Origin of the sequence: Thalassotalea sp. ND16A, assembly GCF_000764205.1 — a bacterium.
Classification (GTDB): Bacteria; Pseudomonadota; Gammaproteobacteria; order Enterobacterales; family Alteromonadaceae; genus Thalassotalea_A.
On record NZ_JQDZ01000022.1, the window covers coordinates 13,172 to 38,097 of the forward strand.

Genomic DNA, 24,926 nt, shown 5'->3' on the forward strand with positions numbered 1-24,926 from the left:
GCTTTACCTGCTGTTTAGGTTTTAGCCATCTGCGTCAGGTATTAATTTAGAGATTTAATGATGAATCCACATATAAAAAAGCATAATGGTTATGCGAAATGGCAAAATCTAATCATACTAGTCACACTTTTATTGATGTTTATTAGCGCCTTACCGAACCTATATTCGGATAAGGTTAATTTTCATCTCAGCCCCAACAGCACACATGGTCAACCAGTAACGCCACAATACTTAAAAGAATTGTTAGCAGGGCATAATGTAGAAGTCGCTGAAATTCATTCTTCAACAGAGTTAACTACCATCAGTTTGGCAAACAAAAGCGAGCAAGGGGTTATGCAAAAGCTGTTAAGCAAAACCTTGGGCGACGATTATGTTATTACAAGTTCCACCGATAATGATGCCCCTGCGTGGTTAAAAATGCTCGATGGAAAACCGATAAAGTTAGGTTTGGACTTAAGTGGCGGCGTGTTATTTGTGCTTGATGTCGATACTGAACGAGCGTTTTCGGAGCGACTAAAAGGTATTGCTTTAGAAGTGAAATCAATAGCAATCGAAAACCGTATCCGCGCGGTCAAAGTCACTCAGCCGAACAAGCAAGCGATTACCATTGATTTTTCAACAGCGAACCAGAATTCCAACGCATTATTGTTGGCAAAAATTCGCGAAACCTATCCTGAGTTAGCTCAACAAAACACCAGCGATTACCAAGTTACCCTCAGTTACTCGCCACAGCAGCAAGTTCAATTTCGTCAGGAAACGATGAAACATACACTGAAAACCATGCGGGGACGGATAGAAGAATTAGGCATTACTGAAGCGGTTACTCAGAAACAGGGAAAAAACCGGATTCGCATTGAATTACCTGGAGTTCACGATCCTGAAGCCGCGAAACGGATCATTGGTGCTACGGCAACACTGGATTTTTATCAACTGGCACAAAATTCGAATGCTGCTGGCGTTATCCGGATGAAAGATGACAATGGCCGTCAGCTGAGATTGAATAGCCAAGGTGTTTTTTCTGGCAGCAATATTAAGAATGCTCGTGCCGGACAAGATCAAATGGGCATGCCCTTGGTGAACCTGGCCCTGGATGGTATCGGCGGCAAAAAAATGTCCAGTTTTTCGAAACAAAATATTGGCAACCCTATGGTGACGGTATTTTCGGAATACTACCGTAATGCAGACAACAAAATGGTGAAGAAGACTAAGGTCATTAATGTCGCAACCATTCAGCAGCATTTAGGCGCACAATTTAGTATTACCAATATGTCGAGCCCACAAGCAGCGCAAGAATTGGCGTTGTTATTGCGAGCCGGTTCGCTGACGGCGCCGGTGACTATCGTAAAACAACGTAGTATAGAAGCAACATTAGGCGTTGATAATATCGATAACGGTATTAAAGCGTTAACCATCGGCATTAGCTTCACCTTAGTGTTTATGGCGTTCTGGTACCGCACTTTAGGGCTTATCGCCAATGTTGCTCTGGCGCTTAATTTAATCAGTTTACTTGGATTGATGTCATTACTGCCTGGCGCGGTACTGACTCTCCCAGGCATCGCCGGTTTAGTGTTAACCGTAGGCATGGCAGTGGACACCAATGTACTTATTTTCGAGCGGATCAAAGTGGAATTAAAGCGCGGCCGGAAAGTCCTTAGTGCCATTGACTGCGGTTATAAAAATGCTTTTGCCACCATTCTTGATGCCAATATCACCACTTTGCTCACCGGCGTGATCTTGTATTCCATAGGCTATGGTCCGGTGAAAGGGTTCGCCACCATTTTATGTTTAGGTATTTTAACCAGTATGTTTACTGGCGTATTCGTATCCAGGGCACTAACCAGCATTTCAATCAGAGCAAACAAAACACAATTACTAGGAGTTAAGCTATGAATAACCTAATAACCCAATTCGGTAACCACCTTAGCCGATTACGAATAGTAAGCTTTTATTGTGCCGCAGTATTAGTCATGATTGCGTTGACGGGGATATTCAGTAAAGGACTGAATCTCGGTTTGGACTTTACCGGTGGCTACCTAACAGAATTTTCGACTGAGCAGTCATTAACTCAAACACAAATACAAGGATTGTTAACTTCGTATTTACCCGAATCATTTCAACTATCTTCTGCTGACAATGGCACTCATTGGACGATTAGACAAGCCGATAACGACTTAAGCTTAACAGGCAAAACATGGTTAGCGGACTTTGCCCAACAAAGTGGTTTAAACATTAGCCCACAAGATGCGATTTACATTGGCAGTCAAGTTGGAGAAGAGTTAATCAATCAAGGCGGATTGGCATTACTGAGTGCGATGTTCGCCATCTTGCTCTATTTGTCTTTAAGGTTTGAGTGGCGCTTAGCGATGGGCGCGGTCATTGCACTCTTTCATGACGTGATCATAGTGCTAGGATTATTTGCCTGGTTTGGCATTTCTTTTGATTTGACCATTTTGGCCAGCATACTGGCGATTATTGGCTATTCATTGAATGATTCCATCATCGTTGGTGACAAAATCCGCGAGTTGATGAAAACCAATAATCAACACAATGTAGATACCGTCATAAACCTGGCGATAAAATCAACGCTGGTTCGCACCATGATAACCTCTGGCACAACACTGGCCACGATAATGGCGATATGGTTTTTTGCCGGCGATTCGCTAAGTGGTTTTGCTGTCGCCTTGTTTGCCGGAATTTTAGTCGGTACGTTTTCATCGATTGCAATATCGGCAACAGTGCCACAGTTGCTTGGCTTGACTGCGGATTATTACCAACAGCAAGAAGAGTCAGTTTGCCAACTGCCTTAATAGCAATCTTATGAGCTCGGCGTTAACTATATGCCTGCGCAGGTATATAATAAATACCAAGTTGACTAAATATCTGCTCATTTTTAATGGATAAAACGGATAACTACGGCTTTATAAAATTGATAAGTAGAATAACTACTTACTAAATTTTATGGATTGTATTTATCCGTTTTCCCTCATGAAAAAGTAGACCACATATTTAATCAAATTGGTATGACATCGACTATTCAGTGACAATTGTATATATTTTGTTAACTAAAACAAAAGCGAAAACAAAAACAATAGGGAATACAATGCATAAGAAACAGGCTCTGGCCGCTATTTCGGCCGTTTTACTATCTCAAAGTTCAGTGCAAGCTCATGAAAATTCAGATGTGAAGGTAGTAGAGGGGCGTTTATTACCCAAAGTTCAAGTTGCTGGCGAAACGTATCAGCCTTACACCATTTCTCAACGCATGGCACATTATAATGTTCCAGGGATCAGCATTGCTGTGGTTAAAGATGGTCAGCTCGTATGGGCAAAAGGCTACGGTATTGCCAATAGCAAGACCCAGCAAAGCGTTACCAGTAATACGCTATTTCAAGCCGGTTCAATCAGTAAACCCGTTGCCGCATTAGCCGCCCTTAAATTAGTACAAGAAAACAAGGTAGATTTAGACACAGATGTAAACCAATACCTGACATCCTGGAAAATCCCTGATTCGACTTATACTGAACAGCAAGCCGTTACCCTTCGTCATTTATTAACGCATACCGCGGGAACAACAGTGCATGGCTTTCCGGGTTATCAGCAAGGAGCAAATTTACCGAGTAACTCTGCTATTTTAAGCGGTGAAGGTAATACGCCAAAAGTCTTTGTCGACCAAGCACCTGGTAGCGATTGGAGATATTCCGGCGGTGGTTATACCGTAATGGAACAATTAGTGGAAGACGTCACCAAATTGCCATTTGATAAATACTTACAAGACGCGATCCTTTTGCCATTGAATATGCACAGCAGCACCTACGAGCAACCATTATCTCAAGCCAAATGGTCGCAGGCGAGTGCGGCGTTTGACCGGGATGGTGAGCAAATTAAAGGCAATTGGAACAACTATCCAGAGCAAGCTGCTGCGGGGTTGTGGACCACTCCTAGCGATCTCGCTAACTACATTCTAGCGATCCAAAGTGCGCGAAAGGTGTACTCAAACCAGACATAGTCAATCAAATGCTTACTGTTCATCACGATAGCTGGGGACTTGGCCCCGAATTAGAACAGCATGATAAAGGCTTAGTGTTTTCACACGGAGGCAAAAATGCAGGATTTACTAACGATCTTTTGGCCTATGCCGACAGTGCCAATGGTATCGTCATCATGTCAAATGGAGACAATGCAGGGCCATTAATCGAAGAGCTTAAAATTGCTATTTCTGTACACTACGGTTGGGATCTGGCAAGCTCTTTACTGTTAAAACCGGCAGAGCTTGCAGAGAAATTTCGCTCAAGTATCGTTGGTACCTACAGCTTTGATAGAGATCCTGAGTACACGGTTTCAATTGCTCTGCATAAAGGTAAGATTGAAGTGCATGATCACGGCAGAGATCAAAAACTGCAATTCATCGCGACTGGCGAAGATACCATTACTAACTTAACCAGTGGTTCGAAAGTAAAGTTTAATACCGATAGCAAAGGTAAACTCGTTGGCTTAACCTGGGCTGGTTCTTACAAATTTACCAAAGCAGAAGATTAATTCTTTGTTTACCATAACCGATAAGGCCACAAGATGAATACCAAAATATACAAGAGAGTGCTTTCACTCACTGATAGCTTAATGGCGGCTGTTCAAGAAAAAAATCAAACGAGATTCGATGGTTATTATCTAGAATTACAGCAACTTTGTGAAGAAAATGAAAATACCAATAAAGACCATCCGGTACAGTGGGAAACGCTTGCTGACTTTACCGATGACTTAGCATTAGCGATTACTATTTATGAACAAGCTCTAGTTAAGGCGGAAGCGATTAACTCGAAAGATTTCCGTTCTTCTATTGGTTTTTCAATCGCTGCGCTAAAAGTCGAGTTAGGTGATAAAACGGGTGCCATTGAACATTTAGAAAAAGCGAAAATCAGTTGTAATAAAATTGTTGATAAAGAATTAAAAGCTGAGATCCATGACTTATTGGAAGAGTTAAAGAATTCACAAAAATGAATTTTAATAAAGCAAAAGCACGTTTTACAAGTGCTTTTCGCTTGGAATTTAGGGTCGAATCAAACTAGGCTATACGGGGATTGAATGACATTACGGCAGGGCTTGACGATTTCACTAACTTAACGGGGCATAAATACGCTAAAATAGTCGCCATTATCTTAGCTTTGAGCCCATTGTATTAATGACCACAGTCACAACGCCAGCCAACTTTACAGAACTTGGCCTTATTCCAACTTTGTTAGCTCGATTAACTGAGCTGAAATATCAGCAGCCAACGCCCATTCAAGCGCAAGCTATGCCAAGTGTATTAGCGGGACGCGACTTAATTGCCGGGGCAAATACCGGTTCGGGGAAAACAGCCACCTTTGCACTGCCTATATTGCAGCACCTTTTTATGCAACAACAGGCTGAAAAACCGTTGCATAGCAAAAGCAGTAAAGGCAACTATGTTACCGGACTGATTTTGGTGCCTACCCGTGAACTCGCCAAACAAGTTGCTGACAGCATTAAATCTTATGCGGTACATTTTAACGGCGTGATTAAAACGGTTGCTGTTTTTGGTGGTGTATCCGCGAATACTCAAATGCTCGCATTACGCGGCGGCACAGATATTTTGGTGGCAACGCCTGGTCGATTACTTGATTTGATTTCAAGTAACGCCATTAAGCTCGATAGGGTTAAAACCTTAGTACTTGATGAAGCTGATCGGATGTTAAGCCTAGGCTTTACTGACGAGCTCTCTGCGCTGTTAGCATTATTGCCGTCGAGCAAGCAAACCTTATTATTTTCAGCGACCTTTCCTGAGCAAGTACAGGCGTTAACCCAGGAATTGCTCAACGACCCGGTTGAAATACAAGTGCAAAGTAGCGACGCCAGCACCTTAGTACAGCGCGTTTTTACTGTTAACAAAGGGGAAAAAACAGCCTTGTTAGCGCATTTGATCAAGCAACATCAATGGCGACAAGCGCTTATTTTCGTCAATGCCAAAAAAAGCTGTGAACACTTAGCTGAAAAACTCTCTAAACGTGGTATTAGCGCAGAAGTGTTTCATGGCGATAAAGGCCAGGGCGCTCGTACTCGCGTGCTTGCCGCGTTTAAATCGGGCGAGATCGAAGTGTTAATTGCAACTGACATTGCTGCCCGTGGTTTAGACATCGAAAAACTGCCCGTGGTGATTAATTTTGACTTGCCAAGAAGTCCATCAGACTACATGCACCGTATTGGTCGAAGTGGCCGTGCCGGTGAAGTGGGCTTAGCATTATCGCTTATCGACGTGGAAGATTATCATCATTTCAAAGTGATCGAAAAGAAGAACAAGGTTCGGCTTGAGCGTGAGCAAGTAGCGGGGTTTGAAGCCGATGATTCAATTTTAGCCGCAGAAAAACCGATGGCAAAGCCTGAAGGCAGCGGTAAGAAAAAACGCAAACAGAAAACGACAATAAATGCAGATATCTGGTCGGGATATTCTGAAGCGGAATAAAAGGCAAGCCTAAAAAGAATTTAAAGCGGGGCTGATAACCGTTTGCTCGGTTTCGCTTCGCGATACATTGTTGGCAAACTATTATCAGCCACTTAAATTAATACTCAAACAATACCGGATATTTTAAATATTGCTTGCTTAATCTTGTTTCCCCGAGGGAATTGTTGTTCAAATTCCGCTTTCAATTCTGGGGCTGTTAACATTTTTCGTGCCAATGGCACCATCACATAACTTTCAATGTATTCAGTTCGTTGAAACATTTGGTAGCTTAACGGTTCCCTTCGGCAGCCGGTCCCAAAACGTCGGCAAGTAATTCTAAGGCACTCTCGATAAAGACATAAGTGCCTAATACGCGTTGCTTGTAGGGTTTTAATGAATGTACGGGTTAAAATTATTTTGTAACCATAGACTGATGTTAGGCGAGTCACCGTGTTCTCGGTTATAGCCGTAGGTAATATCATCTTGAACAATGAGTTTCTCGCTTTTACCATGCCAATCGGCTATTGGCGGTAAATGGAATCATCGGCATTGCTATGTGGGCTGAACAGTAACGCGCTAATAACCAATAGGTAAGGGCAGACTTTTATCATAGAAAATTATGCTCTGTTTTTGCTAAATCAGGTTTATTATTGTAGAGCTATGTTACTGAGTTCAAAGTTAAAAAACCATAAGCAAAGCCGATAACCTGTTATTTAACCTTCATTATTTGTGGTTGAAAATGCGTATCCGGTTTTCTATTTGTTTTGATTTCATCTAAAATAAATATACCTTTGATTAATCGATGATCCTACGTGTCTGATATCCAACAACAATTATTACAAACTGGCGACTTTCTCGCCATCACTCGCCAATTTCCGGAAGCGTTACCGCAAACTTTTACTGCCCACTTAACTCATCCTGACAGCAAATTGCAAACCCTGATGAGTGTGCTAGATACGGGGGTTATTTGTTTTGAGCCGGTCGACCAAGTTACTGACAGTGACATTGTGTTGTCTTCTGCCGTGCATGGCAATGAAACTGCACCCATTGAAATATGCCAACAATTGATTGCAGAAATCATCAGTGGTGAAATTGAGCTTAAGCAACGAGTATTGTTTCTCTTTGGTAATCCTGCCTCTATCAACAAAGGTGAAAGGTTTGTTGAAGAAAACTTAAACCGATTATTCTCTGGCGCTCATAGCGATGGTGAAGGCTTGTGTAATCAAGAACGTCACCGGGCCAGGGCGTTAGAGAACTATATTCGCGACTTTTTTGATCAAGGTGGCAGCATAGATGGTGGCCGTAACCGTTTTCATTATGATTTGCACACTGCCATCCGTGGTTCTAAAAACGATAAGTTTGCGGTTTACCCATACCTGAATGGAAAAGCCAGAGATAAAGGGCAATTACAATTTTTAATGAGTTGTGGCATCAATACTATTTTACTCTCGAATAGTCCTACCACTACCTTCAGTTATTTTTCAGCCAATGAATTTAATGCCCATGCCTTTACCGTTGAATTAGGTAAGGTAAAACCTTTTGGTGAAAACGACATGGCGAATTTTGCCGGTTGTAAAAATACCTTACAGAGAATGTTAAGTAATCAAGATCTGCAATTAGCGGAATTTGACATTGCCAATTTTAATTTGTTTGAAATTTATAAAATCATCAATCGTGAGCAGGAAAATTTCATCCTGAATTTTGCTGACGATACCGAAAACTTCAGTGATTTCCCCCTCGATTATGTATTGGCAAATGATGGTGATATTGAACATAAAGTCACGGTCCCCGGTGAAGCCATCATATTCCCCAATGCAGAGGTTGCGATTGGCCAGCGCGCGCTGTTAACCGTAATTCCTTGCACTCTTGCTCCATAACGTTACGTCTTTTAGTGCAAGTGTAAAGCTAAATTGCCACTAAAAATAATCTTTTAAGGGTTATTTTTAGTGATTAATTGCAACTGAATTTTCCGGAATGTAAAGTTCTGCGCAATTGATAATAATTAAAATTTCGAAAAGCGAGTTCGCAATTCCCATGCAAAATGGGGCTATGTTGTGATAAATCGCTTCATTCGATTTCCGAGTTTTACAACAATGCAATGAATATTGCAGTACTAAGAGAAGCTTATGGACACAGAAACGTATCAAGAAGGCCGAGTGGTTCACCAACCAGAATATATCGATGGTCATTCTGTTGAAATTCCAATCCTTAAAATTTTAAAACAAGACGGCAGTGTTTATAAAAATGCCGATATGCCAACCATAGATCAAGAACATGCAACCAGGATTTATCACACTTTAGCGTTTCACCGGGTGTTGGATGAACGTATGGTTGCATCACAACGACAAGGGCGTCTTAGTTTTTATATGACTGCCTTAGGTGAAGAAGCCGCGATTGTTGGTAGTGCTGCAGGTCTTGATGATAACGATATGATCATGGCGCAATACCGTGAGCAGGGCGCATTAATTTACCGAGGCTTTAGTTTAGAAAACTTTATGAATCAAATGTTTTCTAATGAAAAAGATTTAGGTAAAGGCCGTCAAATGCCAATTCATTACGGTTCTAAAGAATTGAATTACATGACAATTTCTTCTCCGTTATGTACCCAAGTACCACAAGCGGCAGGTTATGCTTATGGTCAAAAGCTGAAAGGCAATAAGCAATGTACCATTTGCTATATTGGAGAAGGTGCATCTTCTGAAGGCGACTTCCATGCCGGTTTGAACATGGCTGCAGTGCATAAAGCACCGGTGATTTTCTTTTGTCGTAACAATGGTTATGCCATCTCAACGCCTTCTACAGAACAGTATGCTGGTAATGGTATTGCGGCTCGTGGCGTTGGCTATGGGATTAAAACTATCCGTGTTGACGGTAACGACTTATTGGCGGTATTAAAAGCGACTCAGGAAGCACGTGATTACGTGATCAATGAAAATAAACCTATGCTGATTGAAGCCATGTCTTATCGCTTAGGTGCGCACTCAACGTCTGATGATCCAAGCGGTTATCGTACCCGTGAAGAAGAAGCGAAATATGCAAAGCATGATCCTATTTTACGGATGAAAAACTGGATGTTAGCGCAAAACTGGTGGGATGAAGAGCAAGAAACCGTATTGTTTGAAGACTTACGCGAAAAAATATTAGCCGCCGTAAAAGTTGCGGAAGTTATTGATAAGCCTGCGATAGAAGAGCTCATTACTGACGTATATGACGTACCATCAGCACAACTTGAACAGCAACTTAGTTCGTTGAAAGAGCATATCAAGAAGTACCCGGATGCTTACCCGGTAACGGCAGGGAGAATAAAATAATGGCACAAATGAACCTATTACAAGCAATCAATAATGCCCTTGAAATTGCCATGACTGAAAACGATTCGGCCGTTTGTTTTGGTGAAGATGTTGGTCATTTTGGTGGCGTCTTCCGTGCAACCAGCAATCTTCAAGAAAAATTTGGTAAAGACAGGTGCTTTAATACACCATTAACCGAGCAAGGCATTATGGGCTTTGCTAATGGTTTAGCATCGCAAGGTAGTGTACCAATTGCAGAAATTCAATTTGCCGATTACATCTTCCCAGCCTTCGATCAAATCGTCAATGAATCGGCAAAATTTAGATACCGCTCAGGTAATGAGTTTAACGTGGGTAACCTCACCATTCGTACTCCCTATGGTGGTGGTATTGCCGGTGGTTTGTATCACTCACAATCACCGGAAGCGTATTTTGCCCATACCCCTGGTTTAAAAATTGTGGTTCCTCGTAACCCATACCAGGCGAAAGGCTTATTACTTGCTGCGATTCGCGATAAAAACCCGGTGATATTTTTTGAACCGAAAAAATTATACCGTGCGTCAACCGGCGAAGTGCCTGAAGAAGATTACCAATTACCCATCGGCAAAGCCGAAGTGGTTAAATCGGGTAGCGATATCACTTTGTTAGGGTGGGGCGCGCAAATGGAAACGCTTGAAAAAGCAGCCGAGATGGCTGAAAAACAAGGCGTTTCTTGTGAAGTTGTCGATTTACGTTCGATTCTGCCTTGGGACGCCGACACCGTTGCTGAGTCTGTGAAGAAAACGGGTCGTTTGCTGATTAACCACGAAGCGCCATTAACCGGCGGTTTTGCCGGTGAAATAGCTGCAACCATACAAGATATGTGTTTCTTGCATTTAGAATCGCCAATTTCACGTGTATGTGGTTTAGACACACCATTCCCGTTATCGCATGAAAAAGAATACATGCCAGATGAACTAAAAACCTTTGAAGCCATTATGGCCTCGGTAAATTACTAAATAATAATTGGGATAAATGATTATGAGTATTGATTTTATTTTACCGGACATTGGCGAAGGTATTGTGGAATGTGAACTGGTTGAATGGCTGGTTAACGAAGGCGATCATATTAAAGAAGACCAACCGGTTGCCGATGTGATGACCGACAAGGCACTGGTACAAATTCCAGCGATGCATAATGGTGTGGTAGATAAACTGTATTATGCCAAAGGTGAAATTGCGAAAGTACATTCGCCACTATTTGCCATGACTCCTGATGGCGAAACTGCTGCAGCGCCAGCGGTATCAGCAGAACCAGCAAAACAAGAAACAGCCCCTGTAGCAAGTGTAACATCAGCAAATAGTGCGACTATGATTGATGATTTTATTTTACCAGATATTGGTGAAGGCATCGTTGAATGTGAGATTGTGGACTGGTTAGTGGCGGAAGGTGACATCATTGAAGAAGATCAAGCCGTTGTTGATGTGATGACCGATAAAGCCTTAGTACAAATTCCGGCAAAATATGCCGGAAAAGTGGTTAAATTGCATTACGCCAAAGGCGAAATTGCCAAAGTTCACCAACCCTTATTTGCCATAGAAATTGCCGGTGGCGCAGCGGTTAGTACCGCCCCAGCAGTAAGTAATGCACCTGTTACCGACGTTTCTTCAGCACCAGCGCAAGCTACAACGCCTGTTGCTACTAAACCGGCCGTTGCTACTACCACAGCTGTTGCCAGCGCGCCTAAGGGCAAAGCTTTAGCAAGCCCGGCCGTACGTCGTGTTGCCAGAGAGCTGGATGTAAACATTCACCAAGTGCCAGGTACCGGTCCTAAAGGACGTGTGTACAAACAGGATGTAATTAGCTTTAATCAAGCACCAGTAGCGCAAGTTGCTGCTCATGCAACTGCTACAGCAAGTGTGGGTGGTACTCGAGTAGAGCCGATAAGAGGCATTAAAGCGGCAATGGCGAAAGCTATGGTTGCCTCGGTGTCGACCATCCCTCACTTTACTTATTGTGAAGAAATTGACATGACTAAGCTTATTGCCCTGCGCAAAGAGTTGAAAGAAGTGTATGCCAAGCAAGACATCAAATTAACGATGATGCCATTCTTTATGAAAGCGATGTCATTAGCGATAAAACAATTCCCGCTGGTAAATACCAAAGTCAATGATGATTGTACTGAGCTTACCTACTATGATGATCACAATATTGGTATGGCGGTTGACTCAAAAGTTGGCTTGCTAGTACCTAATGTGAAAAACGTGGAAAGTTTGTCAATTGTTGATGTTGCTAAAGAAGTTAGCCGTTTAACCAATGATGCGCGTGAAGGTCGTGTGACTTCAGCCGATTTAAAAGGCGGTACTATCAGTATCTCTAATATCGGTGCATTAGGTGGTACGGTTGCTACACCGATAATTAACAAACCAGAAGTTGCCATTGTCGCTTTGGGTAAATTGCAAACCTTGCCGCGTTTTAATGACCAAGGTGAAGTCGAAGCTCGCTCAATAATGCAAGTAAGCTGGTCTGGCGATCATCGCGTGATTGATGGTGGCACCATTGCTCGTTTTAGCAATTTATGGAAATCTTTCCTGGAAGAGCCAACTAACATGCTGATGCATATGGCATAAAGGATAAAACCTTAAAGTCAGTGTTGATTGCAACATCTTCTTAAAAACCCACATTTATGTGGGTTTTTTTGTATATTTTCAACATGGACGTTGTATTAGATCAATGCATGGAGCAATTGACGGGACGTACTTATACCCGGCAGGCAGGGAAAGCCTATAGAGGGTGATTGGTCATCAAATTCTTTTTTCCGATCAATTTTTGCTCCCAGACGAAAAGAAACGGGGCGAACATGGGGAACAAGGTAAAATAGTACATCGTTGAGCTCGCTAAATACTATTAAATATGCTGTTATATTGATAATTTAACTTATTTACTAAAGAGGACAACCGAAAGGGTTTATGCAAGCAATTAAATATTTTTTAGCGCTATCTGGTTTTGCCTTTGTTCAGTGTGCTTACGCCAATACGCCACATTTTAAAGTGGATCTGGTGAAGGTGGATAAATCTGCTCGAACCATGCTGTTGTACTCAGGGCAAACGCTGGTAAAGAGATATAAGATTGCTTTAGGTGAGAGCCCCAAAGGCCATAAGTTGCAAGAAGGAGATAATAAAACTCCGGAAGGCAGTTACAACCTGGATTATAAGAAAGATGACTCGGCGTTTTATCGGGCGATGCACATTAGTTATCCCAATGAACTTGATATCGAACAAGCACAACAAGATGGCCTAAATCCGGGCGGCTTTATTATGATCCACGGGCAAAAAAATGGCGATAGCAAGAACCCGACAATCACGCAACGCTTTAATTGGACCAATGGCTGTATTGCCTTAACCAATACCGAAATGGACGAGTTTTTAACCCTGGTTGATAGTGGCACCAAAATTGATATTCAATGGTGATTTTATCGCAGTTGATAAATCAACTGCGATAAAATAAAAAAACAGCACAAGTGCTGTTTTATTCAAATTTTATTACATTACTCGCATACCTGGCTCTGCACCGTTATCCGGGTTCAGGATAAAGATATCTTTTCCGCCAGGGCCGGCGGCAATGATCATGCCTTCAGACATACCAAAGCGCATTTTACGAGGCGCAAGGTTGGCAACCACCACCGTGAGTTTACCGACTAAGTCTTCTGGTTGGTAAGCCGATTTTATACCAGCAAATATTTGACGGGTTTCACCGCCTAAATCCACTTCGATACGCAATAATTTATTTGCTTTTTCAACATGCTCTGCGGTGATTATTTTGGCAATACGCAAATCCACTTTGGCGAAATCTTCAAAACCAATTTCATCGGCGATTGGCTCCTCACTCAAATGCTTCGAAAGTGGTGCTGCTGGTGCGGCATTTACGTTCACTAAGTTTTCTTTTGAATCTTCAACCATGGCGTTTACTTTATCCATTTCTACACGTTGTAATAACGCTTTAAATTTATTGACTTTGTGATCAACCAGTAAAGTTTTATGACCTTCCCATACCAGTTCATCATTTAAGAATGCGGCTGTTTTTGCTGACAGTTCAGGCAATACTGGTTTTAAGTAAATCATTAGAATACGGAATAAGTTAATGCCTAAAGAACAAATGTCTTGTACTTCTTGCTGCTTACCGTCTTCCTTAATTAATTGCCACGGTTCTTTTACCGCAATGTATTCGTTTACTTTGTCGGCAAGCGCCATGATTTCACGCATCGCTTTGCCAAATTCACGACTTTCATAAAGTGCAGCGATAGAATCACCACCTGCCATTACTTCGTCGGCTAACGCTTGATCGGCAATGTTGCTCGATAACATGCCATCGAATTTTTTCGAGATGAAACTGGCACAGCGTGAGGCAATGTTTACCACTTTACCTACCAAGTCTGAATTTACCCGTTGGGCAAAATCTTCCAGGTTCAAATCCAAATCGTCAATGCGGCTAGTCAGTTTTGCAGCAAAGTAATAACGCAAAAATTCCGGATTTAAATGGTCTAAATAGGTACGGCCTTTGATGAATGTGCCTTTCGATTTACTCATTTTGGTCCCGTTAACGGTGACAAAACCATGAGCATAAACCGAAGTAGGCTGACGGTAATCGGCGCCTTTTAACATTGCTGGCCAGAATAATGAGTGGAAATAGATGATGTCTTTACCAATAAAGTGATAAAGCTCAGCGTCTGAATCTTTTTTCCAGAACTCATCAAAGTTAATGCCTTTTTTATCACACAGATTTTTAAAGCTGCCCATGTAACCAATTGGCGCATCTAGCCAAACGTAGAAATACTTACCCGGTGCATTTGGAATTTCAAAACCAAAATACGGAGCATCACGGCTGATATCCCATTGTTGTAAACCCGACTCAAACCATTCGTTCAGTTTGTTGGCCATTTCTTCTTGTAATGAACCGCTGCGGGTCCAGTCTTTTAGCATTTGCTCAAACGCAGGTAAGTCAAAAAAGTAATGCTCTGAGTCTTTTAATACCGGGGTGGCGCCAGAGACGACTGAAATAGGGTTAATTAAATCCGTAGGCGAGTAGGTTTCACCACAATTATCACAGTTATCACCGTTTTGATCTTCGCTCTTACATTTAGGGCAGGTACCCTTTACAAAACGATCAGGTAAAAACATTTGCTTTTCCGGATCGAACAATTGCGAAATAGTACGACGTTTAATGTAACCATTTTCATCTAAACGGGTGTATATTTGCTCGGCAAAGGCGCGGTTCTCGTCGCTATGCGTAGAATGATAGTTGTCAAATTCAATGTTGAAATCGGCAAAATCGGCCATGTGCTCTTCACGCACCTGTTTGATCATATCTTCCGGAGTAATGCCTAATTGCTGAGCTTTCAGCATAATTGGCGTACCATGGGCGTCATCGGCACACACATAGTAGGTTTCGTGGCCACGCATCTTTTGGAAACGTACCCAAATATCCGTTTGGATATACTCTAATAAGTGGCCTAAATGAATGGGACCATTGGCGTATGGTAGCGCGCTGGTGACAAGAATTTTGCGATTTGTACTAGTCATTGACGATAGTTGCCTAAAATTAAAACTTTTAATGGTAATAAGAGCAGGGATAGTACAAAATTTAAGGTGTTTTTTCATCAAAATTCTTTTAAATAACCATATAAATCACGATTAAGCTGAACATTATGCTGAAAAATTTGTTTTCCTCGGGGAAAAAGCCTGAAAATTTAACTCAAACCATTGAAACTTTTTTACAAGAGTATCGCTCTCAATGTTTTCCCGATGGGGTCATGCAAGCATTAACCAAGGTTAATGTGTTGCTGAAAAAAAAGACCTATATTTTAGAGCTTACCCTGCCGTTTGCTTGTCAGGGCGAGTTAGAAGACATTGCCCGAGAATTGGTCACCGAGCTCGATATTGATATTGAATTGTCGTTAACGTTTGCCATCAACCCGGTGCGTAGCCATGCAATAAAAGGCATTAAAAATATCGTCGCCATAGCTTCGGGTAAAGGTGGGGTGGGTAAATCAACTACCGCCGTAAATATTGCTTATGCGTTAATGGCCGAAGGCGCGAAGGTGGGCATTCTAGATGCCGATATTTATGGGCCGTCTATTCCCACCATGCTTGGTATTGAAAACCAAAGACCATCTTCACTTGACGGTAAATTAATGCAACCACTAAGTGCGAATGGGCTAACGGCAATGTCGATTGGCTTTTTAGTATCCGATAGTGATGCTACGGTTTGGCGTGGGCCGATGGCCAGTTCGGCATTTTCGCAAATGCTCAACGAAACCGCCTGGGACAGTGCCGCCGGCACGGCAGAACAAGAACTCGATTATTTGATCATAGATATGCCCCCAGGTACCGGTGATATTCAACTAACGTTAGCGCAAAAAGTGCCGGTAGCAGCAACCATAGTGACCACACCACAAGACATCGCGTTAAAAGACGCGGTGAAGGGCATCAACATGTTTGACAAGGTGAAAGTGCCGGTGTTGGGGGTGATTGAAAATATGAGTTATCACATTTGCGATAACTGTGGCCATCATTCTCACCTGTTTGGCCAGGGTGGGGCGCAAACCATTACTGAGCAATATAAAGTTGATTTATTAGGGCAATTACCGCTTAATATTCAAATAAGAGAAGACAGCGATGCAGGAAATACTACCGTATTGGCAAATACTGCTGGTGAAATAACCACAATGTACCGTAAAATAGCACGCAATATGGCAGCACAACTGTATTATCAATTAGATGCCAATAGTCCGTATACCGTGGAAATTATTTCCCTAGATCAATAAATACTTAAATAGTTAAGAAGAATAAATCATGAAGCTATGTGACAAAGATATAATGACAATGTTAGAGCAAGAAAAAATTGTTATTACCCCAACTCCTGATGAGTCGATGATCTCGGGGGTGAGTGTTGATATTTGTCTTGGTAATAAGTTTCGGGTATTTCAAGATCATACCGCGCCTTTTATCGATTTAAGTGGTCCTAAAGATGACGTGCAAAAAGCAATGAATACGGTGATGAGTGATGAGATCCATATTGATGATGGTGAAGCTTTCTTTTTGCACCCTGGTGAACTTGCCTTAGCGGTGACTCTTGAATCAGTAACCTTACCGGCAGATATCGTCGGCTGGTTAGATGGCCGATCATCACTTGCGCGTTTAGGCTTGATGGTGCACGTTACCGCTCATCGAATTGATCCGGGTTGGTCGGGGCAGATTGTATTAGAGTTTTTCAACTCAGGTAAGTTACCGTTAGCCTTACGGCCAAAAATGAAAATTGCCGCACTTAACTTTGAAACCATGTCAGGTGAAGCATTGCGCCCATACAATAAACGCGCCGACGCCAAATATAAAGGCCAAACCGGAGCGGTGGCAAGTCGAATCAGTGAAGACGATAAATCATAGGCGCGAAAAGACCAATAACCACAAAGCCCGCATGTGCGGGCTTTGTGGTTTTAAATGGTCAATGCCAGAGATAGAATACCTAACAATGTTAGTTATTCACCAACTGCGGCGTATTTAACGCCTCGTTTTGCGCTAATGCCTCTTCTTTATCAAATTCAAGCAAGCATTGTTCTAACGCATCCACTAGTAACACTTTGTCGTGAAAGTAATCGACTTTGTCACTGGCAAGTGGCGTTTTAATTAAGCTGACAAATTCAGAAGTCGCTTCCATGTTTTCTGTGACCACAATATCAACAGGTTGACAGCCAATGTTATAGGTAAGCCATTCAAGCTTGTCATCAATGCTTAAATCGCCTGCGGGGCTGTTCTCTTTGGCAATGTTATCAATAAAGATACATTTTGCTTTGCTCCGGGTTATGGCTTTTGATATATCCCTAACCAATAGTGGCGGCACAATGGAGGTTAAAAAGCTGCCTGGCCCCAAAATGATAATATCGGCATTTTCAATTGCTGTTAACGATTCCGGCATGGCTTTCACCAGTGGCGCCAACATCATGTTCTTCGGCATGGTGGCCATATCATCAACCGATACTTCTCCTACCCGGCAACGGCCTTCCTCATAAAACGCCATTAAATCGGTTGGTGTTTCCGACATCGGTTGCAGTCGTGTTTTGACTCGTAAAATACGACGTATTAATTTAATTGAATCTAGCGGACGAGAATGGATGTCATTGAGCGCATAGAGAATTAAATTCCCTAAATTGTGACCGGTTAACTCATCATTGCCATCAAACCTGAAGTTAAATAATTTGCTACCTACCGAATTCTGATCAACCAACTGAGTTAAACAGTTTCGCAAGTCTCCCCAGGCAATAGTGCTTGAGCGTCTTCTTAATTTTCCGGTTGAACCACCGTTATCCGTCGTTGCTACTATGCCGGTTAAGTGATCACCTAAAAAAGAAAGGGTAGAAAGTACTCTACCCAAACCATGACCGCCACCAATAGCAACCACATTTAATTTTTTTAAACGCATATATTGTAAACCCTCGCAAGCCGTATTGTTGCATTAGCGCTGCAATGTCGGCTTGTCAATTATTATTATACCATTCCGTATAAGCATTGCTAAGTTGCTAAATCATTATCCGGATTGGCATTAGATCAATAATTTAATTTCAATCAATGGTACAGTTATAGGTTATTTTAAGACAAAAACAAGAAAATAAGCTACTGAAAAATTGTAATCAGGGTAGGGAACAGCTCTTTATACGCTGACTAAAAGTAAAATTGTGTAGCAACCGGCTAAATTAATCCATCAATTGACGGCAAAACTTTTTGTTACTTTGCCCATTTCACGAAAATAAATTGTCAAAAAACACACAAAGCGATCGATAAATGAGCGAACAAACAATAAATCACACTTTTTTGCGTTTTTCTTCAAAAAATGTGTTGACAGTTTTTCCATGACTGAATAGAATTCGCCTCGCTTTCAAGGAGTCTAGGTCGCTCCTGAAAGTAGAAGTAAGAAAAGGGGCCATAGCTCAGCTGGGAGAGCGCTTCGCTGGCAGCGAAGAGGTCTGCGGTTCGATCCCGCATGGCTCCACCACTTACTCCTTTAGGTTTTGGCAAAAACCGACATGAGATTTATCTTGTGAGAAGTAGGATTATTTAAACGGCGCAGAGCTTGTTTAAATTCTTACACAAAAATATCGAAACGTGTTTCGATAAGCAATTTTTGTGTCCCCTTCGTCTAGAGGCCTAGGACACCGCCCTTTCACGGCGGTAACAGGGGTTCGAATCCCCTAGGGGACGCCAATATTTTTAAAAAATAAGTTGTACCGTTAGGTAATATACAAGTTCTTAGTGCCGGGTGTTTACACCAGACACAGAAAAAAGTTTTAAACAACAGATTGCTTTAAGCAGTATGTTGTAAAACATGTTTAGTAAAACAAATTCTGCATTTTTAATGCATATTCAATTGGCGCAGAGCTGATTAAATGTCACGCAGAATTAACAAAACATGTTTTGTAAAACAAATTCTGCGTCCCCTTCGTCTAGAGGCCTAGGACACCGCCCTTTCACGGCGGTAACAGGGGTTCGAATCCCCTAGGGGACGCCAACTTATTTTCGATGACTTAAGTGATTAAGTTCTAGTGCCAGGTGCTTGCACCGGACACAGAAGAAAGTTTTAAAATATATTGCTTTAAGCAGTATGTTGTAAACATGTTTAGTAAAACAAATTCTGCATTTTTAATGCATATTCAATTGGCGCAGAGCTTGATTGAATGTCACGCAGGATAATTATTCTGCAATTTTTAATGCATATCCAATCGGCGCAGAGCTTGATTGAATGTCACGCAGAATTAACAAAACATGTTTTGTAAAACAAATTCTGCGTCCCCTTCGTCTAGAGGCCTAGGACACCGCCCTTTCACGGCGGTAACAGGGGTTCGAATCCCCTAGGGGACGCCACTTATTTTATCAATACAATTTATCTTAGGTTTCAACCAGCTCGCTGGTGAAGTATGCAAATTAAAAATTCTGCAGTTGAAACGTTTTTTCCTAGTGATAGGATTAATCAACATTTCAATAATGCCGCTCCGTTGAACAAGTTCAACGTTCGTCATACGCAGAAATATCGAAGTGTGAGAATTGAATATTCAAACGGCGCAGAGCTTGTTTGAATGCTTACACAAAAATATCAAAGCAGTGCTTTGATAAACGATTTTTGCGTCCCCTTCGTCTAGAGGCCTAGGACACCGCCCTTTCACGGCGGTAACAGGGGTTCGAATCCCCTAGGGGACGCCACTTATTCAAGTGATGAAAAAGCCGACGCAAGTCGGCTTTTTTGTGCCTGGTTGGCGGGGTTTTAACCTCGCGTAATTACCACAGGTAACCTAAATTGGCTTTCGCCATAACGCGAGAAGGAATTCCCGCCAACTGATTCCCTATCTACCTTTAATACCCATGTCGTCGTATTTACATCCATCCATGTATTAAAGCGTTATTCTTTTGTTAAATCCCTTCACCCTGCAAAATTGTTAAATCGTCGTAACGCGGTGTTAATTATTTGTATTTAATACTAAATTGGCCAGAGTCTAAACTCTAAAGAACCTCTGATGAAAAAAATACTAAGTACCATCATTACCGCAATGTTGTTAACTGGCTGTCAAAGCAAAGTCACTCGCTTTGATAATCCAGAATTTAGCAAAACAACTGAAAAGTATCACAACGTATACCCAAGTGATTTTGCAGGACGCGGGCCTCATCATCCATACGATCAAATTGATTTTTTAAAACCCGAGGAAAAAAAATCAGTCGAACGCGGTTTCGTTGATTTTGCTTATTCCGGCATAGATAAAACTTATGGTTTTAATTATGCCAATTTAGTGCATCCCGATATCGACATACAAGAACAAAACACCGGCCATATCACCTGGTTAGGTCACGCCAGTTTTTTAATTCAACAAACCAATGGTGACGCTCTGGTAACCGACCCAGTGTTTGATGAGTTTGATGGTTTCGGCTGGTTAGGCAGTGTGTTCATTGATTCGTTAAAACGGTTAGGCGAGGCACCGGTTAAAAGTGAACAACTACCATTTGTTAGTGGGGTGATGATCTCGCATAACCACTATGATCACCTCAATAACGACTCGTTAAACGGGTTTAGTGAAAACACTCATTTATATTTACCACTTGATAATGCCGATGATGTTGATTTTAGCCAAGGCCCGGTTACTGAAATGGCCTGGTACACCCAGACTCAGCATAAAGACACTTCGCTGCACTTTTTACCCGCCAATCACACCTCAAGCCATGGTATCTCTGATTTAGAAGAAAGCCTGTGGGGTAGCTGGCTCATGCAAGATGGTAAATATAGTGTATATTTTGCCGGGGATACTGGCTATAGCCCAATTTTTAAAGATATTCATTCTAAATTTGGCGATATTGATGTTTGCTTAATGCCCATCGTGGCCTATCCCGGCGGCGCCCGCTGGATGCATTTATCACCAGAAGATGCGATAACAGCGGCGCAAGATATGAAATGCAAAGTATTCGTCCCCTGGGGCTATGGCACCTGGTCACTTGGTTATGAGCATGTTAATGAGCCTTTGCGACGACTAGCCAAAGCGGTTGCCGACATCAAACCTGATTTTATTGTTAAGTCATTAAAAATTGGTGAAAGTTTCAACTATGCTAACTTACTTAACGCGAATCAAATCGCGCGCCGCTAAAAAACTTTCAATTGGCTTTAATACACTGCATAATAAATTTAAACAAGCGTTTTAATTTATTATGCAGTGTATATTCCAATAGAGATTTTTTATGCCAAAGCCCGTCATCAACTTCGTTCACGGCAATGGATTTCCAGCTGGAAGTTATCGAACTTTTTTAGCGGAGTTTTCCCCTAAATATACGACCATCGCGCACCAGCAGTTTGGTCATAATCATCATTATCCGATTCATAACAACTGGCAATATTTAGTCACTGAATTAATCGACTTTATTAAAAAGCAAGACTGTAAGGTTATTTGTGTCGGTCATTCATTTGGTGGCGTCATTTCGTTTATTGCCGCTTGCCAACACCCGGAGCTGTTTCGCGGCGTAGTGATGTTAGACCCGCCAGTGTATACCGGGCGCCTTTCCTGGTTATTAAATTTAGCCAAAAAGACGCCACTAATTGATAAAATATCTCCTGCCGGAAAAGCAAAGAATCGTCGAAGCCATTGGCCTCTGGAAACCAATTTAGTCAATAATTTCGCTCGAAAAAGGCTGTTTCAAAATTTTGATCCTCGTTGTTTGCAAGATTATGTTGATAGTGCGGTCACCAAGAGAAACAAGCGCTTCGAGTTAATGTTCAGCCCCGAAGTCGAAGCCGATATTTTTAGGCATTTACCGAGTAATTTATTCACCTTTAAAAATAAACTTACCGTGCCTGCCGCACTTGTATATGGTGAAAATACCGATGTATTACCGCTTCGTTATTTCCATCGTTTCGCCGCCTTGAATCCGATAGAATTAACTATGATGCCAAATGGTGGCCATATGTTTCCACTAGAGCAGCCTGAAGCAACTGCAGAGATGATAGAAAAGTTGATCAAGAATTGGTAAGGCTTTTAACTAACCAATTGACATTAATGCCTTTTACTCAAACTATTGACGAGTGAAATTAAAAACATTTAGTGAACTAAGCACACCTTTTGCCATCAAAGACATCAACTATTAATCTGAAAACGGATATTTATGAGAAAATTAAGTTTATTGATCTTGTCTACGCTACTAACATTTACCGCCTACGCAGAAATAGCAGAAACCGCAGCCATTGATAAAGTATTTTCCCAATGGGATCATCCAGGGTCACCCGGTGCTTCCGTTGGCGTTATCAAGGACGGGGAACTAATATTTTCCGGTGGCTATGGCATGGCAAATTTAGAATACGACATCCCTAACTCTTCGAAATCGGTGTTTCGGATAGGCTCAACGTCTAAGCAGTTTACTGCCGCGAGCATCATTTTATTAGTGGAAAAGGGTAAAATAAGTCTTAGCGATACCCTCAATCAGTTTTTCCCGGATTTTCCAGATTACGCCAAGACAATTACCATCAGCCACCTGCTAAATCACACCAGTGGCATTAGAGATTATTTGACTCTCGCGGATTTATCCGGAAAAAGAAGTGATGATTATTATACCGATGACGACATTATGCATTGGCTGATCAATCAGCAACAAACCAACTTTAACCCTGGCGATGAATTTCTCTACAGTAATTCCGGTTATTGGCTTCTCGGACAAATTGTAGAACATGTGTCTGGCATCAACATGGCTGAATTCGCCCAAAGAGAAATCTTTGAACCTTTAGCAATGAACCATACTCACTTTCATAATGATCATAATCAAATCGTTAAAAATAGGGCATCAGGTTATGTTCCCAGTGGTGAAAATCAATATGAAATTAGCATGACCACATTAGATATGATCGGCGATGGCGGTATATTTACCAGCGTTGAAGATATCAAAAAGTGGGATGATGCGTACTACAACAACAAAGTGTTTAGCAAAAAATTCTGGTCGATGATGACCAAACGCGGACAGCTCAACAGTGGTGAAGTGATAGATTATGCCTCGGGTTTGTTTCTGGGTGAATACAAGGGACTAAAAATGATCAGTCATGGTGGTTCATTCGTAGGATTTAGAGCGAACTTAATACGATTCCCAGAGCAAAAGTTTTCGGTGGTGGTATTTGCCAATCGCGGTGATGCCAACCCTACCAGAATGGCGTTCCAGGTTGCGGATATTTTTCTCAAAAATGACTATGAGGAGAATAACTCTGCTGATAAGGCTAAGGAAAGTGTTGCGGTCGAAATTGAGCTAAATCCAGCTGAATTAGAGAACGTATTAGTGCTCTATTGGAATGATGAACGCTCAGATTCTCGTAAAATTTATATCAAAGATAACAAACTAATATTTTCTTTAAATGAAAATAGAGAATTTAATTTAACCGCTATTGGCAATAATAAATTTGTTGCCACCGGCGTACCGTTTGAGATGAACGTTGCGTTTTATAGCGATGAGCAATCAAGAAACATAATGGCTGTTACCATTAATGGCGATACGCCAGTACTATCAGTAGGCTATAAACCCGCTTCATATAAAAGACAAGAACTTAACAAGTTTGAGGGCTCGTACTTTAACAACGAACTAAACGTGAGCTATGTCTTAAAAGTAGAACATGAAGAGTTGAAACTTTTTGTCAACAATCGATCTTATTCACCGTTAACAACCGTAATGAATGATCTATTTGTGAATAACCAAGTCGGCGCATTTAAATTTGAACGAGATAGTACTGGCCGTATCACTGGCTTTAAATTGGCGGCAGGCAGAGTGAAAAACTTAACGTTTTCTAGGTTATAATATCCATAGATGGGCTTGGGAAATGACCCTAAGCCCTTTAATCGTGGGATATTTGGCGAGAACTTGAACCGCGAGGTTGCTCAAGACTTGAGCCGGCTCCATAAAGCAATTATCTAAATAATGAGATGAACTCTGAACAACACACACGTATCACCCGAACTGCTTTTTTTCGTTTTTACGAAGAGCTAAATGACTTTCTGCCCGCAGCACAGTACAAGACAACGTTTCCTTATCAATTCATTTCAACGCCATCGATTAAAGACATTATTGAGGCCATCGGGGTACCACACACTGAAATAGATTTAATACTGGTCGATGGCGACTCCGTTGCTTTCGATACAAGAGAAACGTATTATTTTAACTCGCGATAAAGGTATCTTAAAGTACGCTGCAGTAACGCATGGCTATTGGCTACGCAATGATGAAGCCAAAGAACAAGTAAAAGAGGTAGTTCAGCGTTTCCAATTGCAACACATTTTCAGACCATTTACTCGCTGTTCATGTTGTAATGGACTATTGCAGCAAATTGAGAGTACGCTATTACAAGCTCGATTACCTATCGATACTTTGCTATTTTTTAACGTGTTTAAGGAGTGCAAAAGTTGCAGAAAACTCTATTGGCAAGGCTCGCATTATGACCACATCTGCGAATGGATCGAAGACTTAAAAGCAAACTAGGCGGATAAAGCAGGGATGGCAATGTGTATATGATCCCAAGCAAGGTAACAAAGAGATGCATCTGGACTAAGCAAGGTACGCATAGTTAGTGATGCCAGCCATTTATGTCGGCTTACCGATCAAAACGAACTGAGGTAATGTTCAAAGTTCTTCGCAAAGGCGACATAATGAGT

General features: G+C 41.7%; 21 protein-coding genes and 5 tRNA genes. 23 read left to right on the forward strand and 3 right to left on the reverse strand.

Annotation, left to right across the window (positions count from 1 at the left end):
• Nucleotides 1-57: 57 nt before the first annotated feature.
• The 6 genes from secD to ND16A_RS14830 all read left to right on the forward strand — a co-directional run bounded on the left by secD (nucleotide 58) and on the right by ND16A_RS14830 (nucleotide 6,475).
• Nucleotides 58-1,890, forward strand: coding sequence for a protein translocase subunit SecD (secD, locus tag ND16A_RS14845; protein WP_081945466.1), 1,833 nt, complete (start codon nucleotides 58-60; stop codon nucleotides 1,888-1,890).
• Nucleotides 1,887-2,807 carry a protein translocase subunit SecF gene (gene secF / locus ND16A_RS14840; protein ID WP_052072865.1) on the forward strand — a complete coding sequence of 307 codons (921 nt, stop codon included), beginning with the start codon at nucleotides 1,887-1,889 and terminating at the stop codon, nucleotides 2,805-2,807. Before secD ends, secF begins: the two co-directional genes overlap by 4 nt.
• Nucleotides 2,808-3,100: 293 nt before the next feature.
• The gene (locus ND16A_RS20940) at nucleotides 3,101-4,006 is read left to right on the forward strand and encodes a serine hydrolase domain-containing protein (protein ID WP_152593793.1); all 906 of its coding nucleotides are present in this window, start codon (nucleotides 3,101-3,103) and stop codon (nucleotides 4,004-4,006) included.
• 8 nt (nucleotides 4,007-4,014) lie between these two features.
• Complete coding sequence (locus tag ND16A_RS20945) at nucleotides 4,015-4,536, forward strand: hypothetical protein (RefSeq protein ID WP_152593794.1); 522 nt, start codon at nucleotides 4,015-4,017, stop codon at nucleotides 4,534-4,536.
• Between the two features lie 33 nt (nucleotides 4,537-4,569).
• Nucleotides 4,570-4,995 (forward strand): hypothetical protein, encoded by a 426-nt coding sequence (locus ND16A_RS14835; RefSeq protein WP_033076465.1) that lies wholly within the window; start codon nucleotides 4,570-4,572, stop codon nucleotides 4,993-4,995.
• Nucleotides 4,996-5,176: 181 nt separating this feature from the next.
• Complete coding sequence (locus ND16A_RS14830) at nucleotides 5,177-6,475, forward strand: DEAD/DEAH box helicase (RefSeq protein WP_033076466.1); 1,299 nt, start codon at nucleotides 5,177-5,179, stop codon at nucleotides 6,473-6,475.
• Nucleotides 6,476-6,579: 104 nt separating this feature from the next.
• Here ND16A_RS14830 and ND16A_RS21225 read toward each other — a convergent pair whose 3' ends face one another.
• On the reverse strand, nucleotides 6,580-6,735 hold the full coding sequence (locus ND16A_RS21225) for a hypothetical protein (protein ID WP_160173480.1): 156 nt from the start codon (nucleotides 6,733-6,735) through the stop codon (nucleotides 6,580-6,582).
• Between the two features lie 531 nt (nucleotides 6,736-7,266).
• On the opposite strand from ND16A_RS21225, the gene astE reads away from it, so the two are divergent.
• The 5 genes from astE (at nucleotide 7,267) to ND16A_RS14805 (ending at nucleotide 13,194) form a co-directional block, all read left to right on the forward strand.
• Nucleotides 7,267-8,331, forward strand: coding sequence for a succinylglutamate desuccinylase (astE, locus tag ND16A_RS14825; protein ID WP_235281974.1), 1,065 nt, complete (start codon nucleotides 7,267-7,269; stop codon nucleotides 8,329-8,331).
• A 249-nt stretch (nucleotides 8,332-8,580) separates the two neighbouring features.
• On the forward strand, nucleotides 8,581-9,765 hold the full coding sequence (locus ND16A_RS14820; RefSeq protein WP_033076467.1) for a thiamine pyrophosphate-dependent dehydrogenase E1 component subunit alpha: 1,185 nt from the start codon (nucleotides 8,581-8,583) through the stop codon (nucleotides 9,763-9,765).
• The gene (locus ND16A_RS14815; RefSeq protein ID WP_033076468.1) at nucleotides 9,765-10,742 is read left to right on the forward strand and encodes an alpha-ketoacid dehydrogenase subunit beta; all 978 of its coding nucleotides are present in this window, start codon (nucleotides 9,765-9,767) and stop codon (nucleotides 10,740-10,742) included. The genes ND16A_RS14820 and ND16A_RS14815 overlap by 1 nt, the downstream gene beginning before the upstream one ends.
• A gap of 22 nt (nucleotides 10,743-10,764) precedes the next feature.
• Nucleotides 10,765-12,354, forward strand: a complete 1,590-nt coding sequence (locus ND16A_RS14810) for a dihydrolipoyllysine-residue acetyltransferase (RefSeq protein WP_033076469.1) — start codon at nucleotides 10,765-10,767, stop codon at nucleotides 12,352-12,354.
• A 339-nt stretch (nucleotides 12,355-12,693) separates the two neighbouring features.
• A complete protein-coding gene (locus ND16A_RS14805) occupies nucleotides 12,694-13,194 on the forward strand; it encodes a L,D-transpeptidase family protein (protein ID WP_033076470.1) in 501 nt (166 codons plus the stop codon).
• Between the two features lie 72 nt (nucleotides 13,195-13,266).
• Here ND16A_RS14805 and metG read toward each other — a convergent pair whose 3' ends face one another.
• Nucleotides 13,267-15,381, reverse strand: a complete 2,115-nt coding sequence (gene metG, locus ND16A_RS14800; RefSeq protein ID WP_081945467.1) for a methionine--tRNA ligase — start codon at nucleotides 15,379-15,381, stop codon at nucleotides 13,267-13,269.
• A 47-nt stretch (nucleotides 15,382-15,428) separates the two neighbouring features.
• Between metG and apbC the strand changes: the two genes are divergently transcribed.
• The gene (apbC, locus tag ND16A_RS14795; RefSeq protein ID WP_052072866.1) at nucleotides 15,429-16,547 is read left to right on the forward strand and encodes an iron-sulfur cluster carrier protein ApbC; all 1,119 of its coding nucleotides are present in this window, start codon (nucleotides 15,429-15,431) and stop codon (nucleotides 16,545-16,547) included.
• 28 nt (nucleotides 16,548-16,575) lie between these two features.
• Nucleotides 16,576-17,166: a dCTP deaminase gene (gene dcd, locus ND16A_RS14790; protein WP_033076473.1), complete on the forward strand. Its 591-nt coding sequence runs from the start codon at nucleotides 16,576-16,578 to the stop codon at nucleotides 17,164-17,166.
• 88 nt (nucleotides 17,167-17,254) lie between these two features.
• On the opposite strand, the gene ND16A_RS14785 is transcribed toward dcd, so the two are convergent.
• Nucleotides 17,255-18,199 (reverse strand): gluconeogenesis factor YvcK family protein, encoded by a 945-nt coding sequence (locus ND16A_RS14785; protein ID WP_052072867.1) that lies wholly within the window; start codon nucleotides 18,197-18,199, stop codon nucleotides 17,255-17,257.
• 494 nt (nucleotides 18,200-18,693) lie between these two features.
• Here ND16A_RS14785 and ND16A_RS14780 point away from each other — a divergent pair.
• The 10 genes from ND16A_RS14780 (at nucleotide 18,694) to ND16A_RS21455 (ending at nucleotide 24,753) form a co-directional block, all read left to right on the forward strand.
• Nucleotides 18,694-18,769 (forward strand) — tRNA-Ala (locus tag ND16A_RS14780).
• A gap of 133 nt (nucleotides 18,770-18,902) precedes the next feature.
• Nucleotides 18,903-18,978 (forward strand) — tRNA-Glu (locus tag ND16A_RS14775).
• 228 nt (nucleotides 18,979-19,206) lie between these two features.
• Nucleotides 19,207-19,282 (forward strand) — tRNA-Glu (locus ND16A_RS14770).
• Nucleotides 19,283-19,559: 277 nt separating this feature from the next.
• A tRNA-Glu gene (locus ND16A_RS14765) sits at nucleotides 19,560-19,635 on the forward strand.
• 260 nt (nucleotides 19,636-19,895) lie between these two features.
• Nucleotides 19,896-19,971, forward strand: a tRNA-Glu gene (locus ND16A_RS14760).
• A 311-nt stretch (nucleotides 19,972-20,282) separates the two neighbouring features.
• Nucleotides 20,283-21,398, forward strand: coding sequence for an MBL fold metallo-hydrolase (locus tag ND16A_RS20100; protein WP_052072868.1), 1,116 nt, complete (start codon nucleotides 20,283-20,285; stop codon nucleotides 21,396-21,398).
• Between the two features lie 91 nt (nucleotides 21,399-21,489).
• Nucleotides 21,490-22,275 (forward strand): alpha/beta fold hydrolase, encoded by a 786-nt coding sequence (locus ND16A_RS14755; protein ID WP_033076474.1) that lies wholly within the window; start codon nucleotides 21,490-21,492, stop codon nucleotides 22,273-22,275.
• A 132-nt stretch (nucleotides 22,276-22,407) separates the two neighbouring features.
• Complete coding sequence (locus tag ND16A_RS14750; protein ID WP_052072869.1) at nucleotides 22,408-24,075, forward strand: serine hydrolase domain-containing protein; 1,668 nt, start codon at nucleotides 22,408-22,410, stop codon at nucleotides 24,073-24,075.
• Between the two features lie 125 nt (nucleotides 24,076-24,200).
• On the forward strand, nucleotides 24,201-24,446 hold the full coding sequence (locus ND16A_RS21450) for a hypothetical protein (RefSeq protein WP_200880802.1): 246 nt from the start codon (nucleotides 24,201-24,203) through the stop codon (nucleotides 24,444-24,446).
• The gene (locus ND16A_RS21455; protein WP_200880803.1) at nucleotides 24,403-24,753 is read left to right on the forward strand and encodes a Mut7-C RNAse domain-containing protein; all 351 of its coding nucleotides are present in this window, start codon (nucleotides 24,403-24,405) and stop codon (nucleotides 24,751-24,753) included. The genes ND16A_RS21450 and ND16A_RS21455 overlap by 44 nt, the downstream gene beginning before the upstream one ends.
• The last annotated feature ends 173 nt before the right edge of the window (nucleotides 24,754-24,926 follow it).